The 16,017-nt window shown below is 57.8% G+C and carries 14 protein-coding genes; 5 read left to right on the forward strand and 9 right to left on the reverse strand.

The genetic code is table 11. The features are described 5' to 3' along the window. Positions 1 to 63: 63 nt before the first annotated feature. The 8 genes from DFT_RS02895 to DFT_RS02930 form a co-directional block, all read right to left on the reverse strand. On the reverse strand, positions 64 to 1,152 hold the full coding sequence (locus DFT_RS02895) for a GGDEF domain-containing protein (RefSeq protein ID WP_054029723.1): 1,089 nt from the start codon (positions 1,150 to 1,152) through the stop codon (positions 64 to 66). A 184-nt stretch (positions 1,153 to 1,336) separates the two neighbouring features. Further along, complete coding sequence (locus DFT_RS02900; protein ID WP_054029724.1) at positions 1,337 to 3,109, reverse strand: protein kinase domain-containing protein; 1,773 nt, start codon at positions 3,107 to 3,109, stop codon at positions 1,337 to 1,339. Between the two features lie 40 nt (positions 3,110 to 3,149). Continuing rightward, positions 3,150 to 4,028, reverse strand: coding sequence for a chemotaxis protein CheX (locus DFT_RS02905; protein ID WP_054029725.1), 879 nt, complete (start codon positions 4,026 to 4,028; stop codon positions 3,150 to 3,152). Between the two features lie 124 nt (positions 4,029 to 4,152). Beyond that, complete coding sequence (locus DFT_RS02910) at positions 4,153 to 4,533, reverse strand: response regulator (protein ID WP_054029726.1); 381 nt, start codon at positions 4,531 to 4,533, stop codon at positions 4,153 to 4,155. Positions 4,534 to 4,795: 262 nt separating this feature from the next. Beyond that, positions 4,796 to 5,014 carry a hypothetical protein gene (locus tag DFT_RS02915; RefSeq protein WP_054029727.1) on the reverse strand — a complete coding sequence of 73 codons (219 nt, stop codon included), beginning with the start codon at positions 5,012 to 5,014 and terminating at the stop codon, positions 4,796 to 4,798. A 54-nt stretch (positions 5,015 to 5,068) separates the two neighbouring features. After that, entirely contained in the window at positions 5,069 to 7,228 is a 2,160-nt protein-coding gene (locus DFT_RS02920; RefSeq protein ID WP_054029728.1) for an NAD(P)-binding protein, read from the reverse strand. A 13-nt stretch (positions 7,229 to 7,241) separates the two neighbouring features. Then, positions 7,242 to 7,775, reverse strand: a complete 534-nt coding sequence (locus tag DFT_RS02925) for a 4Fe-4S dicluster domain-containing protein (RefSeq protein WP_054029729.1) — start codon at positions 7,773 to 7,775, stop codon at positions 7,242 to 7,244. Between the two features lie 49 nt (positions 7,776 to 7,824). Further along, positions 7,825 to 9,915 carry a molybdopterin-dependent oxidoreductase gene (locus tag DFT_RS02930; protein ID WP_076750326.1) on the reverse strand — a complete coding sequence of 697 codons (2,091 nt, stop codon included), beginning with the start codon at positions 9,913 to 9,915 and terminating at the stop codon, positions 7,825 to 7,827. 761 nt (positions 9,916 to 10,676) lie between these two features. On the opposite strand from DFT_RS02930, the gene DFT_RS02935 reads away from it, so the two are divergent. The 3 genes from DFT_RS02935 (at position 10,677) to DFT_RS02945 (ending at position 13,103) form a co-directional block, all read left to right on the forward strand. Beyond that, positions 10,677 to 11,822 (forward strand): sulfite exporter TauE/SafE family protein, encoded by a 1,146-nt coding sequence (locus DFT_RS02935; protein ID WP_054029731.1) that lies wholly within the window; start codon positions 10,677 to 10,679, stop codon positions 11,820 to 11,822. Between the two features lie 220 nt (positions 11,823 to 12,042). Continuing rightward, on the forward strand, positions 12,043 to 12,606 hold the full coding sequence (locus DFT_RS02940; protein ID WP_076750327.1) for a hypothetical protein: 564 nt from the start codon (positions 12,043 to 12,045) through the stop codon (positions 12,604 to 12,606). A 23-nt stretch (positions 12,607 to 12,629) separates the two neighbouring features. Continuing rightward, positions 12,630 to 13,103 carry a hypothetical protein gene (locus DFT_RS02945; RefSeq protein WP_054029732.1) on the forward strand — a complete coding sequence of 158 codons (474 nt, stop codon included), beginning with the start codon at positions 12,630 to 12,632 and terminating at the stop codon, positions 13,101 to 13,103. Positions 13,104 to 13,230: 127 nt separating this feature from the next. Here DFT_RS02945 and DFT_RS26105 read toward each other — a convergent pair whose 3' ends face one another. Next, the gene (locus DFT_RS26105) at positions 13,231 to 13,386 is read right to left on the reverse strand and encodes a hypothetical protein (protein WP_161807066.1); all 156 of its coding nucleotides are present in this window, start codon (positions 13,384 to 13,386) and stop codon (positions 13,231 to 13,233) included. A gap of 80 nt (positions 13,387 to 13,466) precedes the next feature. Between DFT_RS26105 and DFT_RS02950 the strand changes: the two genes are divergently transcribed. Next, positions 13,467 to 14,612, forward strand: a complete 1,146-nt coding sequence (locus DFT_RS02950) for a two-component system sensor histidine kinase NtrB (protein WP_235506161.1) — start codon at positions 13,467 to 13,469, stop codon at positions 14,610 to 14,612. Positions 14,613 to 14,618: 6 nt separating this feature from the next. Then, a complete protein-coding gene (locus DFT_RS02955; RefSeq protein WP_054029733.1) occupies positions 14,619 to 16,013 on the forward strand; it encodes a sigma-54-dependent transcriptional regulator in 1,395 nt (464 codons plus the stop codon). Positions 16,014 to 16,017 lie beyond the last annotated feature (4 nt).

Consider the following 16,017-nt stretch of genomic DNA (forward strand, 5'->3'; position numbering starts at 1 on the left):
AGTTGATGAACCTGCAAAGCATCCCTTCCACACAGGACCGCCAGGCTCGAATCGAGACGGCGACTAGTCGACGGCTTTCAACACGCGGGCATTGACCCGGTCTTTGCCGGTGGTTTTGACCCGGAACATGGCGTTGTCGGCCAGGGCCAGCAGGGCGGTGCTGTCGTCGGCATCCTCGGGGAAGGTGGCCACGCCGAAGCTTGCCGTGAGGGAGACCTGTTGGCCCCAGCGGGTCAGGTAGGGGGCGTTTTTCACCGAGCGGCGCACCTCCGTGGCCAGCTGAACCGCCCGCGATCGACCGAATTCCGGTAAAACGAGCACGAATTCATCGCCGCCGTAAGCCACGCCGAAGGCCGGTTCGGAAATGCAGGCCTGGATGCGCTGGGCCACCTCGCTCAGTGCGCGGCTGCCGTTGAGATGGCCCAGGCGATCGACCACGGCCTTGAAGTTGTCCATGTCCATGAAGACCAGCGACAGGGGATGCCCTGCGTTGCGGCATCTGAGAATTTGACGTTTGAGGGTGGGGTAGAGATAGCGCTGGTTGAATAGGCCGGTCAGATTGTCCCGGACCGCCAGCTCTTCCATCACTTGGTAGCGCCGGGTGTTTTCGATGGCGATGGCCAGATAGTCGGAAAGCAGGCGCAGCTGCATCAGCATAGCGGCATCCATCCGTTTGGGATTGACCACTTCGAGCACCCCCAGGGTGCGGCCGGCATAGAGAATCGGCACACAAATCAATGCCTCGGTCCGCCGGCCCGTCGTGCCGTCCACCTGATCGAAGAAGTATTCGCATTGGGACACGTCTCCGACCACCAGGAGCCGCTGCAACTGGGCCGCCTTTCCGGCAACGCCCTGTCCCAGGGCCAGACGAAAATTTTTGACCGTTTCCAGGTCGATGTCCATGCTGATTTCAAATTTCAGGGTTTGGGTGGCTTCGTCGAGCAAAAAGAGCGACCAGGTCTCGGACGGCAGCAGCTTGGACACCTTTTCCATGATGGTGGGAATCAGGCGGGCTGGATTCAGTTCGGCGGTGATGGACTTGCTGACATCGACGCAGGCACGCAGCTGCTCGTGGCTTAACGCATTCAGATCGAGGAGATCGGGTTCACTCTCCGATAATGAATGGCAGATCTGCTCGGCGTTTTCGGCCATGATCGTAACCCGCTTGGCGTTTGTGGCCCGCTCGGGGAGCGGGGTATCGGTGTTTGCCGCGACAGCTTGGTTGGAACGACTTTCATCGATACGCCATCATAATTCCGCGGCGCCGGAAATCAAGCGTTGATTAAGGCGGGGCGATGGTTTCCGGATAGGGTCCTATTCGTTTTTAAGCCGCCTTTCAAGTTTTGTTGGGGGTCGCCTTGGTGCGCAACCCCGAGATCTCGTCGGCAACCGCCTTGAAGCTTTGATACCGGTCATTGGGATCTTTTGCCATCATTTTATCTATGACGTCGCTCAGTTGGGATGGAATCTTGGGATCTCTTTTCCACAGCGGCGGAATCGAAGCATTGAGATGCTGATCCAGCACGTCATTGATCTCCTTGGCATTGAATGGCGGTGCGCCGCAAAGGACATGGTAGAAGGTGGCGCCCAGGGAGTACATGTCGCTGCGATGGTCCAGGGTCAACCCGGCGATCTGTTCCGGAGACATGTAAAGGGGGGTTCCCATGATACGATGCTTGCCCGACGGTTTGAAGTCTCTGCTGTGAGCTACCCCGAAATCGACGAGTTTGATGGCCCCCGAATGGGTGATCATGATGTTCGCAGGTTTGATGTCCCGGTGCACGATGCTGTTTTGATACACCACTTCCAGGGCCTTGCAGACGGTGATCAGGACCGCCAGCCCCTTCTGAAGGCTGAGTTTACGGTACCTGGCGATCACATCCTTGAGGGTGATGCCATCGACGAACTCCATGGCATAGTAGAGAATGTCGCTGCTGCAACCGATATTGTATATCTGCGCGATGTTCGGATGATTGAGTTTGGAGATCACCCGCGCTTCCTTGACGAACAATTCGCGGAACTCTTCTTTGGACGACAATTCAAACGAAATGATCTTGAGCGCCACCTCTCTTTCCAGGGCCACATCCCATCCTTGCAGGACACCACCCATGCTTCCGGCGCCGATCAGCGTGATGACACGGTAGTTGTCCAGCTGTTTTCCGATGATGCTGTGATAGAATCGGATGTCATAAGATTGTTTCTTTTTGGCCGCCTTTTGTTGCAGCTGTTCTCCGCTGATCTCGTTGGCATCGTCTTCCTCGAGGAAAAGCGCAATGGTGGCTTCGATCTCGGAAGCGCCTTGAACCGGCGCGGGTTCGCTAATTTCACCGGGAGGTGCGGCGTCGGGCGCAGCATCGCCGCCATGCGTCAGCCAATGGTACGTGCGCCGCCAGGAGTCGTCTTGTTCGACCAGGATATCGATGTCCGCCGGTTTCTGAAAATCATCGAAGACGATCGTGTCGATGCGCCCGTTGACCACAAACACCCCTTCGGGCTGCTTGAAGCGGATCATCAGCGAGACCCCCTTCTTCCCGAAGAGGGAGGTCTGGATCGAGATGCTCTGGTCGGTGAAGCCTCTTATGTTGCCCGGCATCCAGAGGAGGCCGTCTCTGGAGACCTCCACGCCGATGGTGGAGATGTCGACCGGCGTCGCTGCCAGCGGTTCGGCCGGGGCGGTTTCGCCGATCGGACCCGAGGGCACGGTCTCCGGCTTTTCGGCCGAAGGGGTTCGGGACGGCGATCGAAACGCCTCCCCGATCCGGCCGATCAGCATATCCGAATCCAGCGGATAGACGAGGTAATCGACGGCACCGAGTTCAAACAGTTTGAGCGGCCGCCCCTGATCCTTCAACGGCACCAGGAACATGACGGGTATGTTTTCCCGGAGCGGGTCCTTTTTGATGAAACCGAGAAACTCCAAACCGCCGATATCGTCCAGGGCCTTGTCGCAGACGATCAGCCCGACCTGATGGGTTGCCAGGATCGACAAAGCATTTCTCATGGCGGTGGCCGCATGCACGGTGTATCCCGCGGCCTGCAGCGACGGGATCATACTTGCCCGGAAGCGCTCGTCTTGATTGATGAAAAGGATATCGTTGGTGGCACTCATGAGATTCAGCCGCTGGTTGCCCTCTGGGTTAGCAAAACGCCTACTGCGCCTCGGTCTCAACGGATCCGGCCTGCTCTTTGGTTTCCTTTTTGGGTTTCAGGCACACTTGTAGAACGAACGACTGCTCACCGACATCGAAAATGAGAACGGCGATGCTCGATCCTTCGGGGTGCCCCAACTGGTGGCCGGAACCCACCACCACCGTGGGCAGGGAGAGGTCGAAGTGAAACGGCGTTCCCTTGAACTGTTTTTTCGTGCTGCCGCTGATCATGTTGATCAATTCACCGGCACCATCGTGAATGTATTCGGCGTTGATCTTGTCCTCGGTCACTTTCATCATGTTGGCGATCACCTTGCGGGCCAGATCCCAGTAGAAAGTGACGGCCACCGTGCCTTCCGAAGTGCCGGACAGACCGATGATCCCGGATATGTCGCCATAGGTGCGCAACACATCGGAAAAGTAGACTTCGCGGAAGGTGGCATCGACAAAGGCCATCTTTTTCAGAACGGTCACCGTGTTCTCGATGAAGGGGGTCAAATAGGCCATCTCCTTTTCGAGGGGTGTCCGGTTCGGAATCAAGTGGCCCTGGAGAATTTGCCGGCAGGCGGCTGCGGGGGCATCCAGCGACAGCACTTCGGTGGCGCCGGCGCTGAGCAAGCGTTCGATGGTCGCCAGGTCGTCGCCGTCTTTAATGACAATGATCGGGATCGCCCTGAAGGCGCAAGCTTTTCTGATTCTGGATATTTTGTCGGCGGGCGTATCGATGCCTCCCTGGGCATCCAAGATGATCATGCCGGCACTGCCGGGTGCGAAGTCGTCGCCAAAGGCCCGATTGGAAATTTTACAGGTGTCCGATAACAGGCTTGCAACGGTTCTCGTGACCTCGGCGTTGCAATCGACTAAAAGTATGTTCTTCATGGTTGCTCTCCAGATCGTGATCTCCGATGTCGATGGACCTTCGGTGTTTGGGGCGGCACTACCGTCTGCATTTTATTCTTTATGCCTGCTGCGCCGCTGTTTGGTCGACGGCCGTCATCGACCCCTATTTGGATTTGAACGCGGCAAGAGTGGTCTTGATCTTGGCCGCCAACTCCTCCTCGCTGAAGGGTTTGGCGAGGTAACCATTGGCGCCCGCCGAAAGGGCCTGGTCCACCTTATCGTCTTCCGATTCCGTGGAAATCATTAAAATGCATAAATGGTTATAGGCATCGTTGGCCTTGATTTGTTTGATGGTTTCATAGCCGTCTTGTACCGGCATGTTCCAGTCGAGCAGCACGAGGTCGACCGAAGGGCCGTGGGTGGCCAGCAGGTCCAGTGCCTCTTTGCCGTTACAGGCCTGGAGAACCTCGTATCCAATCGGTTTAACGGCGTTTTGGATGATTGTTCGAACGACCAGTGAATCATCGACCACAAGCGCTTTCATGCAGATCCCCCTTTTTGCGACAGAAACATAGGTAACGCTCTAAACCATTACCGCCATGGACAATATCGGTTGATTAAGTTGGAAAGTTGAATGATTGTTTTGAAAAAAATTTGCGGTGTGTCCGGCGCCGGGGCGGGAAGGGCCTGCGATCGTGCACGAAAAGGCGCCCTATCAGATGGAGGGATGTCGATCCAATGCGATGCGCGAATGCATCAACAATGACAACGAGCGGGCTTGGGCGGGCGCAGGGGCCCGCCCCGGATCAGGGCTGATCTTCGAGAAGGCGCATGCAATCCTGGGGCAGGCGATGGGTGCCCCTGCCTTCCAGGCTCACCTCGACCAGGGCGTCGGGGTCGTTGATGGATGTGTCGGGATCGGTGATGATCCCGTGGCAACCGATAAAGGCATCCATGTAATCTTCCCAGGCTTCGTCGTCGCTGCGGCGAAACACTTCTATTTTCTGACCTTTGCGCAATGGCATACCACCTCCTGTGGTGCTGTCGTCCACGTGGTGTCGTGGATAGTTAGATTCCCATCAATCAATCGGCATGGTTCGGTGCGCGCCCAGCGCATTGGCTTTTCGCGCGCATGCTGCACAGATGTTGTGACCATCGGTGGGCGGCGAAATGCCTTGGGTGCGTTTGAGAACATAATCGCGGTAGCGTGCCGGCCCGAGGGTCGCCCCACACACCTCGCAATAGAGCAACGGCTGCCGATTCAGTATCGTGCCGCACAGGTGCAGGATCCGTTCGCCGTTGCGGTCGTCCATCTGCATGGCGTTGTTAGGACAGTTGGTGGCGCAGGCCCCGCACAGGATGCAGCGCTCCTGGGTCTTGCGGAAATCCGTGACCACCGGATGATCGAAGTCGAAATAGCCCAACTGCAAGGCATCGATCCCCATTTTGTCCCGGCAGATGCTGACGCACAGCCCGCAGCGGCGGCAGATGTCGCAGCGCAGGCAACGCCGGGCTTCTTCTCGCACCATGTTTTCCGAAAGGCCCAGCTCCACCTGTTGAAAGGTGGTGCGGCGCCGATCCATGTTGAGCAGGGGCAGGTGCGGCCTCTTGAGAGCCATTTTCGTTGCGGCCGGCACCTCGGTCCACCCCACCCGCTGTCGCCGCACCGGCACGGGAGGCATGTTGGGCTGGGGAATATGGTTGAGATAACGATCGATGGCCTGGGCAGCGCGTTTTCCGCCGCCGATGGCCTCGACCACCGTGGCCGGGCCGGTGACCGCGTCGCCTGCGGCAAATACGCCGGGCATGTCGGTGGACATGGTGGCGCTGTGTACCTGGATGGTGTCGCGCCGGGTCCAGGTCAACTCCTTGAGCTCTTCCAACCCCTTTTGATCGACGCGCTGGCCGATGGCGCTGATCACCGCGTCGGCGGGCATGATGAACTCGCTGCCTTCCACGGGCCGGGGGGATTTGCGTTTGGCACCGGGCAGCTCCACCAGCTCGGCGCGCAGGCATTGAACCCCGCTCAGGCGGCCGTCGCCGCCTGTCAGGGAGACGGGAACGGTCAGAAAGGCGAATTCGACCCCTTCCTCCTCGGCCTGCTCGATCTCTTCGATGTCGGCCGGCATTTCGTCACGGGTGCGGCGATAGGCCAGGGTGACCTCCGCGCAGCCCAGTCTCAGACTGGTGCGGGCCGCGTCGATGGCCACATTGCCGCCGCCGATGACCACCACGCGCTTGCCGGGCAGGCGCCGGTCACCGAGGGCCACATTTTTCAGAAAATCGATGGCCTGCAGGGCCTGGGGGAAATCATTCTCCCCGGGAATGCCCAGTTTGAAGGAGTCATGGGCGCCGATGGAGATAAAAAAGGCTTCGAATCCCTCGTCGCGAAGGGATTGCAGGGTGACGTCCCGGCCGAAACGGGTATTGAAGTCGAAGGTAACGCCCAGATCTTCGATCATGGCCACTTCACGATCGATCACCTCGCGGGGCAGGCGGTAGCGGGGTATGCCCACCATCATCATGCCGCCGGCCACGGGCAGGGCCTCGATGACCCGTACCGTGTAACCCATCATGGCCAGGTAGTAAGCCGCGCTCATGCCGCCGGGTCCCGCGCCGATCACGCACACCTTGCGGTTTTTGGGCGCGGCCGGCTTGGGATTGACGTAATACCCCTGGGAGAGGGCGCGTTCGGCGGCAAATGCCTTGAGGCTTTTGATGGAAATGGGCGTGTCGATACGGCCGCGTACACACATGAACTCGCACGGCCGGGTGCAGACAAGCCCGCACACCCATGGGAAAGGATTGTCGCGGCGGATCACCTCGATGGCTTCGGCATCCCGCCCCTCGCCGATCAGGGCGACGTAGGTCGGTACGTCGATGCCGGCCGGGCAGGCCATCTGGCACGGCGCCGGTGTCAGCACGTCACAGCGTCCCGAAGCGCAGATATGGGTCTTCACATGGCTGTCGAAGACTTCGCGATGGGCCGCCAGGACGTCTCGCAGCTCCCGACCCAGGGCCACGCCGGCCGGATCGGGGGCGAAGCCGGCGAGCTCTTCGACCAGGGCGTCGAGGGCCGGCAGGTGTTCGTCGCCGGCGCTGCCGGTGGCCACATCCCGAACCAGGGTCGCCATCTGGCTCACGATCCGCCGACTGCGGGGGTGCTGCAGTTCGATGCCTTCCGAAGCCTGCTGCAGGCGCGTCAAGGTGTCGTTCACGGGGCACTTATTGTCGGACATATCGGTCTACCCTCTAAATATTGCTGATACCTGAAAAGGCGCTGTGGTCGAGCGATGCGATGGCCCGGGCATGGCGTTCCCTGCGGATTTCCGGCATGGCATCGGCCTTGCCGAAGCTCAGACAATGGGTGATGCAGACCGTGACGCAGGCCGGGTCGAGGCCCTGGTCGATGCGGTCCATGCAGTAGTCGCACTTGACCACCTTTTTGGTCTCCTTGTTCCATTGCGGGGCACCCCAGGGGCAGGCCCGGATGCACGCCTTGCATCCCACGCACAGGTCGGCCTGCACGAAAACGATGCCGTCCTTGGCGCGCTTTTGCATGGCACCGGTAGGGCAGGCGTCCACGCACCAGGGTTTTTCACAATGGTAGCAGGGCATGAAAATATAGGAAGCCCGCGGCAGGTTGCCGATGAATTTGGGGCCGACCTGCACCACATGGCACGGCTTGGGGCCGACCGGCAGGTCTTTATTGGCTTTGCAGGCCACCTCGCAGGCGAGGCAGCCGATGCATTTGCGGGTATCTTGAAAGAGCTGGTAGTCACTCATTTCCTTCTCCTTATCGTTCTGGAAACTTTATACAGTGGCCGTCATGCGGTCATGCGGCCGCTTTTTTCACGGTGACGAAGGTGTCGTGCAAGGCTGGGCTGCCACCCACCCGGTCGGTGATGCTCTCTTGCAGCACGCTGTCGGACACACCTTTATTATAGCAGCGTTCCGCTCTCCGGGCTTCATGGCCGAAGCCGTGGACCATAAAGACCGTGTCCGGATGGATCATCTCGGTCACATAGGCCCGAATGGTGCCATTGCCGCGCCGTGACGCGACCTCCACCGGCTGGCCGTCCGCGATCCCAAGGGCCGTGGCGCGCTTGGCATTGATCCACAGGGTATTTTCGGGAAACAGCTCGAGAAGGTAGGGATTGTTTTGCGTGGAAACATGGGTATGCGCCGCCACCCGGCCGACGACCAGGCGGAATTGATCGCCCTCGGGACGGTTCACCGGTTCATAGGGAAGGAACGATGGATATCCGGCCTTTTCGAGCAGACTGGACTTGAACTCGATTTTTCCCGAGGGGGTCTTGAGTTTCAAACCATCCTTGCGATCCCAGAAAATCGGATCCTTGCAGTAGGCCACGAAGCCCTTGCTTTGGAAATCGTTCCGTGTAAATCCTGTGCCTTCCAGTTGCCACTGTACCAGCTCATCCATGTTTTCATAGGGGAAATACTGTCCCACGCCCAGCCGGTCGGCCAGCTGTTTGAGAATGACGGCGCTTTCCCGGGTGTCAAACATCGGCGAAATGGCCTGTTCGCGCAAAAACATCTGCGGTTTCAGCCCATTGGCCTGTTGGATACAGTCCGTCCGCTCGAAATAGGTCGATTCGGGCAGCACCACATCCGAATACCAGGCCGAATCGCTGAAATTGACGTCGATGCTCACGATCAGGTCCAATTTCTCAAACGCCTTCTTGGTCTGGTTGGTATCCGGGATGGATTTGAGCGCATCGAAGCGATTGATGATCAGCGCTTTGACCGGATAGGGCTTCTCGGTGAGAATGGCGTCGATGAGGGTCTGGGGAACGCCATGAGCCGGATCGGGCAGGGGGAATTCCTTGCTGCCCACCAGGTCGGCGCGGGGGGCGGAAACCTTGGGTAGATCCTGGTCGGTGAGCTTGCGGGCCGGTTTGCCGCCTGCTTCGCCGGGACCTTTTTTGAAGAAGAAACCGCCGGGCGCCTCGATGGATCCCATGAGTGCATTGAGCATCAGGATGGAACGACGCAGGTAAATTTCCTCCTCGTGGTGGGCGCCGCGGTAGCCGTAGTGAAAGATCACCGCCGGTTTGTCGCGGCTGATTTCGCGGGCAAAGGTGACCATCTCATCGGCCGGGATACCGGTTTCGGCCTCGGCCCATTCAGGCGTGTAGGCCTGGACGAACTCCTTGAGGTCCACCAGTCCTTCCACCCAACGGTCGACGAAAGGCGCGTCATAGAGCCGCTCCTTGAGAATGATGTGAATCAACGCATAGTTGAGGGCCAGGTCCGTTCCCGGCCGGATCATCCAGTAGCGATGGGCCTTGGTAGCGGTGACCGTGACGCGCGGGTCGATGTAGGTCATCTTGGCACCTTTGTCCATGGCGCCGATCAGGCTTTTGACCTCCTTGACCGCCACGGCCTCGAAGATGTTGCGGCCGTAGAGAACGATATGTTTGGTCTTGTCATATTGCAGCCCGACCTGGGCATCATTGTAGCCGAAAAGGCTCCTGCAGGCGGTGTTGACCGAACCCTTGCACAAAGCGTCATGGGTCAGATGGTTGGGCGACCCGATCGCCTTCAAAAACGTCTTGGATACATGGGTCGAGAGATTCGTCCTTTCGATAAGGGCCACGCTTTTGCCGCCATAGGTGTCGATGGTACTGCGCAGTCGGTCGGCGATGTAGTCGAGGGCCTCTTGCCAGCTGGCGCTGCGCCATTTACCGGAGCCCCGCTCGCCGTCGCGAATCAGAGGGGTCTGAAGCCGTTGCTCGTCGTACAGCAACGCCTTTCCAGCGGCACCTTTAGGGCAGAGACTGCCCTCGATACCGGCCACATGAGGATTGCCCTGAACCCATTTGACCTGTCCATGGGCCACGCGAACCTGGATCGGGCAGCGTACGGAACACATAAAACACAAAGAATAAACTGTTTTTTCCACTCTGAGCCTCCACAATGTCAGGCGTTTTTTGTGATGGTGGCATCACCTTTTTATATTGTCATAGTGTCACAGCGTGTCACAGCCGAGGACCGGTATTTCGTTTCGATGGTTCTGAAAATCTGGTCGACGGATAAATCGCTGTCGGCTGTACAAAGCAAAATACATACCACAAACTTTTCTCACCCCACCGTTTGATGAACTCGTTTAAAGTCCGGAATCAGGTTTTACCGTCTTCCCGGTGAACGCCGGGATCCAGTGTTTTCAATAGGTTCTGGATGCCGGCGTTCGCCGGCATGACGCCTCTGCGACTTTTTACGGTGTCGTCACCGTTTGACACTCCCCTGGAAAAGGCATAAAAGCTAAAATTTCAATTTATTAGGCTGTTACCAAACGGATAGGCGGATTGGGTTTGCGGCAGAATGCAAAAAAAATAATGCAGATGAAAATTTTTCTTGCATGTATCTAACATGCTGTGTCTATGTCAATTCATCCGATGCGTGGAAAATATGCAATAAAAAATATGCATTCGTAGCAGTTGTTGAGTCGCTTTGGGGCGACAGTCATTCGGGGGAAAATGGGGCTGGATTCTTTTTAACTATATGAAAAAACATATTAAACTAGAAAAGAGGATTCCTTTGAAGACAGTATGGGTCAACTGAAAATTTGGCATACCGATTGCTCTATATGCAACATTTAATTTTAATGTGAAGGTTGCCGTTTCTGGCGGCAGTTGGTTTTTTTCTCATATTCGGAGGAGCGTTATGAATCGAAGCGTCAAGACCTGTTTTTCCATTTTGTTGTTAGCTGCCATGCTCGTCGCACCCCTGTTTCTGGCGGATACTGCTGCTGCCGCCAACCTCGAAGAGGCCATTGCTCAGGCCCCCAAGGGGACAGAATCGGGGCAGATCGATCCCAATGCAGCCACGGGTTACCTGGGGATTCCCGGTGGGATCCAGGTTAACCTGGTGCTGGCCTTTTTCTGGGCCATATGGGTCGGTTGGGTCTTTTCCACCGTTGGCGCCTTCGGCGGCATCATGGCCGGTGTGGGCCACATCTCGATCTTCGGGTTGGGTGCCTATGCCAAGACCTTTAAGGACAGCGCCCCCACCCTCAACAAGTTCATCACTGACAGCATCCGCGTCTCCAACCAGTGGCTGGTGGGCTTGTCGGCGGCTGTTTCCAGTATGAACTATGCCAAGCAGAAACGCCTGATCGCCCCCTTGGGCCTTTTCCTGGGGTTCGGCTCCCTGCTGGCCGCTTTCCTGGTCGTCTACACGACCATGGGCAAGGTGAAGTTTTCCCAGTACCAGGGGTGGTTCGGTCTGATCGTGTTCATCATCGGCGGGTTCATGGTCTATGAAATGACCCCCAAAGGCCAGTCTTCGAAGAAACGGGCCAAGGATGCGGCCAAGGCGTTCGAGGCGACCATCAAACAAAAAGGCGACATTACCGGCCAGGGGGTCAAGACCACCCATTTCAGCCTGGCCAAGACCGAGATTTCCTTCTTCGGCCAGACCTTTACCTTCAGCCCCGTATGGGCCTTTGTGGGCGGTTTTTTCATCAGCGCCATCTCCTCGTTCATCGGCGTGGGCGGCGGATTCTTGTATGTGCCCTTTTTGACCAGCGTCGTCGGTCTGCCCATGTTCGTGGCCGCCGGTACATCGGCCCTGGCGGTGTTGATCAGCATGATTCTGTCCATCATCAACTTCATGATCAAGGGCGTCACCGTTTACTGGATCATGATCGGTGTGGAGTTGGTGGGCATCTTCATCGGGTCGATGATCGGACCGCGCACCGGCAAATACATCCCGGAAAAAGGCCTCAAGTGGTTTTTCATCGTCCTGGCCTGCTATGTGGGTCTGGACTACACCCTGCGTGGCTTTTTCAATTACCGAATCTTCGGTTAGCCACAGATAATGAGTGTCCGTCCACAAATAGGCAAATTGGGTCGAGATCACGGCGCACGGAAGATTTGACCGCAGGCATATGAATGATATTCCGAGGATTAAATTTTTCGTGCAACACCGATATCGGGCCAATTGGTCATTTGTGGATGGGCACTGAATAGAGGCGTGCCGGCGTCCGCGCCCCTGCACGGCGCCGGCCCGTTTTGGAAGAGATGACGTTGTGATAGACCAGTTCCTGACATCCGCCTATTTGTGGATGGATGCCATACTCATCGCACCCTTCCGTTTACCCGGCGACCCCCTGTTCGGGTTCCTGGTGGGCGCTTTTTGCCTGGCCATGCACTGTGTGATCGCCGGAGAGCTGACCCTGTCCGCTGCCATCCGTTTCAACCGGGGACATCTGCAACAACTCAAGAGCGACATCGCCCGGCGCGAAGCGTTGAGTATCATGGCGCATGACGCCGGCGATCGGGCCGGCTACAAGGCATTCAACAAACAGGCCAATGACGCCTGGGGACGCCACTTTTTCACCATGGCGGCCTATTCGGCCGGTATGCTCTGGCCGGTACCTTTTGCCCTGGGGTGGTTGAACGGCCGTTTTCACGATGTGGATTTCGCGGTGGCCTGGCCGCTGTCGATTCTGGTCGGACCCACCGTCGGATATCCATTTATATTTATTCCGCTGTACATTCTCGGCCGAATCGTATTCGGCCACCTGCGCCGTTGGCTGCCCTATTTCCGTAACGTTCAAAAGATGCTCGATGCCGCCGGCGGGCCAGGATAGCGACGCCAAGGAGCGGTTCGCCCTTGATTTGCCTTTTACTCAGTCTGCTGCTGGCCGCTGCTGTATGCTGGCCGGAGCCGGTGTGGGCGCTGCAAGCCCATGGCGGCCCCGAAGGGCTGTATGCCCACCAGATGGCCCACCTCTTCTTCGCCTTTTCCATGGGGCTGCTGATCTACTGGTTGCGCAGACGCCGCCTTGTTGACATGCGGGGATGGCGTTTCATCCAGTACGCCGCCTTATTCTTTATCCTCTGGAATACCGATGCCTTTGTCGGCCATTGGTTGGAAGAACAATCCGGGCTCATCGAAATTCAACGCATCGGGACGATGCATCTGCATATCGACGCGGCCCAGGGGCATGAGTGGGTCGCACACCTCTATTACCTGGTCAAGTTGGACCATTTGTTGTGCGTGCCGGCCATGGTTTTCCTTTTCATGGGCTTGCGCTGGCTGCTGCGCATGCCGGCGGATCGGGATGGCGCGAAGGGGGGCGCATGAACGCCTCTTTTCTGCCCATCTGGATCGTCGACGTGGGCGGCTCGGTCCTGATGATCGTATTTTGTTTTTTGTGCGTGCGTTACGCCGCGATGCTGCTTCGGCGCGATCCCGATAATATCGTATGGGCCTATTTGCTCTGGGTGTGCCTGGCCCTGGCGTTGTTCTCGGTGTCCCGCTCGGTGGGGCACATCGTCAAGCAGGTGCTCATCGTCAGCGGGCACGCGTCGGCATGGGCGCCGCTGCAACCCTTCAGCGGCGCCATCAACACCTTCGCATTTGTCATGGTCGGAGCGGTGACTCTCTTTTTTTGCGCGCACCTGGACGTTATATCAGAGCATCGTCCAGGGCCGGCAGGCCCTGCAAGTGGCCCATGGGGAACTGCTCTATTTGAATCAGAACCTGGAGAACCTGGTGGCCGAACGCACCGAGGCGCTCACCCAATCCGAACAAAAATACCGGCAGATCTTCGAAGGGTCCAAGGACATGATTCTGGTCACCCGCAAGGAGGGCACGATCCTGGATATCAACCCTTCGGGTAAAAAGATGCTCGGATGGGAGAATGCTCATGACGACGCCGGCCCCCGGTCGTTTCAGGACTATTTCTGCGATCCTGGCCAATGGGGAAAGATTGCCGTGACGGTCCTCCGCCAGGGATTCATCTCCAACACGGAGGTGGATTTGAAGATGGCCGCCGAAGGGCGCCGGAGGGTACTGCTCAGCGGCGGGCTGGCCGAAGGGTATACGGGCGAGGAGGGGATCCTCCATTTTCTGGTCAAGGACATCGAGCAGCAGCACCTGATGCGCGAGCAGATGGCCCAGGCCGACAAGCTGGCTTCCATCGGCGAATTGTCATCGGGTATCGCCCACGAGATCAACAATCCCCTGGGCATCATTCTCGGTTATACCCAGCTGATGCTCCGCAACGAACCCAAGGGGTCGGACCGCGAAGCGGATCTGAAGACCATCGAAAAGCAGGTCCGCTACTGCAAATCCATCGTGGAAGATCTGCTCAATTTCGCGCGCACCTCGGCCCCCAAGAAGGAGTTGTGCGATGTCCACGCGGTCATCGATGAGGTGATCCACTTCATCCGGCAGCATGCCAAGCTGGATGGCATCGATATCCGGGCCAATTACGACAGCAGGATCGGGCCGCTGCTCATCGACCAGAAAAAAATTTCCCAGGTGCTGATAAACTTGCTGATGAACGCCATCTATGCGGTCGGCCGCCAGGGGGAGATTTCGATCACCACCGAGGTGAACGGGAGTAATCAGAAGGCCTGTATCCGTGTGCACGATACGGGGCAGGGCATTCAGGCCAAGGATTTGGCCCGCATCTTCGACCCGTTTTTCACCACCAAACCCACCGGACAGGGAACGGGACTGGGATTGTCGGTCAGCTATGGAATCATTAAAAATCATGGCGGTAGTATCCGGGTGGAGAGCACGCCCGGGCAAGGCGCTACGTTCACCATCGAGCTGCCCATTCCCGCCGGTTTTAACGGGAGATAATACGTCATGCCCCCACAGATACTGGTCGTAGACGACGAACCGGACATGCTTCAGCTCCTGAAGCGCAGCCTGGCGCCGGACCTGAATTGCCGCGTGGAGACGGCGTCATCCGGCGAGGAGGCGCTGCATCTGCTGTCCCAGCAGCCGTTTGATTTGATGCTGGCCGATATCAAGATGCCGGGAATGGATGGCATGGCCCTGCTGGAAATGGTTCGCAAGAGCTATCCGTCACTGACCGTGGTGATGATGACCGCCTATGGCCACATCGAACTTGCGGTCGAGGCCATGCGGGCCGGGGCCTACGATTTTATCGCCAAGCCGTTCGAACATGACACGCTCATTTTAAGATTGGAAAAGGCGCTTGAGCGCAACCGGCTGATCCAGGAGAATCTGCGCCTGCAGACCCGGTGCCGCGACAGCTTCAGCTTTCAGCAGATGATCGGCCAGAGCCCGGCCATGCAGCGCGTGTTCGAAACCATCCAGATGGTGGCCAAAAACGATCTGACGGTGCTGATCACCGGCGAATCCGGCACCGGCAAGGATCTCACGGCTCGCGCCATCCATGCCCTCAGTTTGCGGAACAAAGGGCCTTACGTGGCTGTCAACTGTCCGACCGTTCCGGAAAACATCCTGGAAAGCGAGCTGTTCGGTTACAAAAAAGGGGCCTTTACCCACGCCACCCAGAATCGAATCGGCCTGTTTCAGGAGGCCCAAGGCGGCACCATTTTCCTGGATGAAATCGGCGATGTGAGCCCGAGCATCCAGACCAAGCTGCTGCGGGTCTTGCAGGAGAAAGAGATCAAGCCCCTGGGAGATGCGCGATCGATTCAGGTGGATGTTCGCATTCTGGCTTCGACCAACCAGGATTTGAAGGCCAAGATCCGCCGCCAGGAGTTTCGAGAAGATTTCTTCTACCGCCTCAACGTGTTGCCCATCCACCTGCCGCCCCTGCGGGAGCGGGTGGAAGACATCGCCTTGCTGACCAACCATTTCCTGGAGAAGCACTGCACGGAACTGAACAAGCCGCACAAGAGCGTCTCGCCCGAGCTCATGGCCATTTTCAAGCGGCGCTATTGGGAGGGCAATATCCGCGAGTTGGAAAACATCATCATTCAGGGGATTTTATTCTCCCCCGAAGAGGTGATCCGGCCCCAGGACGTGGGACTGCAGGCAGGGGAAAAGATCACGGCCAGTTTCGATGCCGATTTAAAAGGTCTGCCTTACAAGGCGGCGAAAGAGAAAAATCTGCAGCATTTCAACGATGCTTATATCGGGCATTTGCTGACCGAGTGCGACGGTAACGTGTCCCAGGCCGCCCGTCTGTGCGGCCTCGAACGGCAGGCCCTGCAGCAGATCATGCGCCGCTACGGCATCAAGGCGGACTCGTACCGCGAAGCCTGACCTT

This window comes from Desulfatitalea tepidiphila (assembly GCF_001293685.1).
Classification (GTDB): Bacteria; Desulfobacterota; Desulfobacteria; order Desulfobacterales; family Desulfosarcinaceae; genus Desulfatitalea; species Desulfatitalea tepidiphila.

Coding starts and splice junctions, on each gene's coding strand:
- DFT_RS02925 (WP_054029729.1), bottom strand. CDS start 7,775: ATGAGTGACTACCAGCTCTTTCAAGATACCCGCAAATGCATCGGCTGC.
- DFT_RS02905 (WP_054029725.1), bottom strand. CDS start 4,028: ATGAAGAACATACTTTTAGTCGATTGCAACGCCGAGGTCACGAGAACC.
- DFT_RS02915 (WP_054029727.1), bottom strand. CDS start 5,014: ATGCCATTGCGCAAAGGTCAGAAAATAGAAGTGTTTCGCCGCAGCGAC.
- DFT_RS02935 (WP_054029731.1), top strand. CDS start 10,677: ATGAATCGAAGCGTCAAGACCTGTTTTTCCATTTTGTTGTTAGCTGCC.
- DFT_RS02955 (WP_054029733.1), top strand. CDS start 14,619: ATGCCCCCACAGATACTGGTCGTAGACGACGAACCGGACATGCTTCAG.
- DFT_RS02900 (WP_054029724.1), bottom strand. CDS start 3,109: ATGAGTGCCACCAACGATATCCTTTTCATCAATCAAGACGAGCGCTTC.
- DFT_RS26105 (WP_161807066.1), bottom strand. CDS start 13,386: ATGACAAATGCGAAGGTGTTGATGGCGCCGCTGAAGGGTTGCAGCGGC.
- DFT_RS02920 (WP_054029728.1), bottom strand. CDS start 7,228: ATGTCCGACAATAAGTGCCCCGTGAACGACACCTTGACGCGCCTGCAG.
- DFT_RS02895 (WP_054029723.1), bottom strand. CDS start 1,152: ATGGCCGAAAACGCCGAGCAGATCTGCCATTCATTATCGGAGAGTGAA.
- DFT_RS02910 (WP_054029726.1), bottom strand. CDS start 4,533: ATGAAAGCGCTTGTGGTCGATGATTCACTGGTCGTTCGAACAATCATC.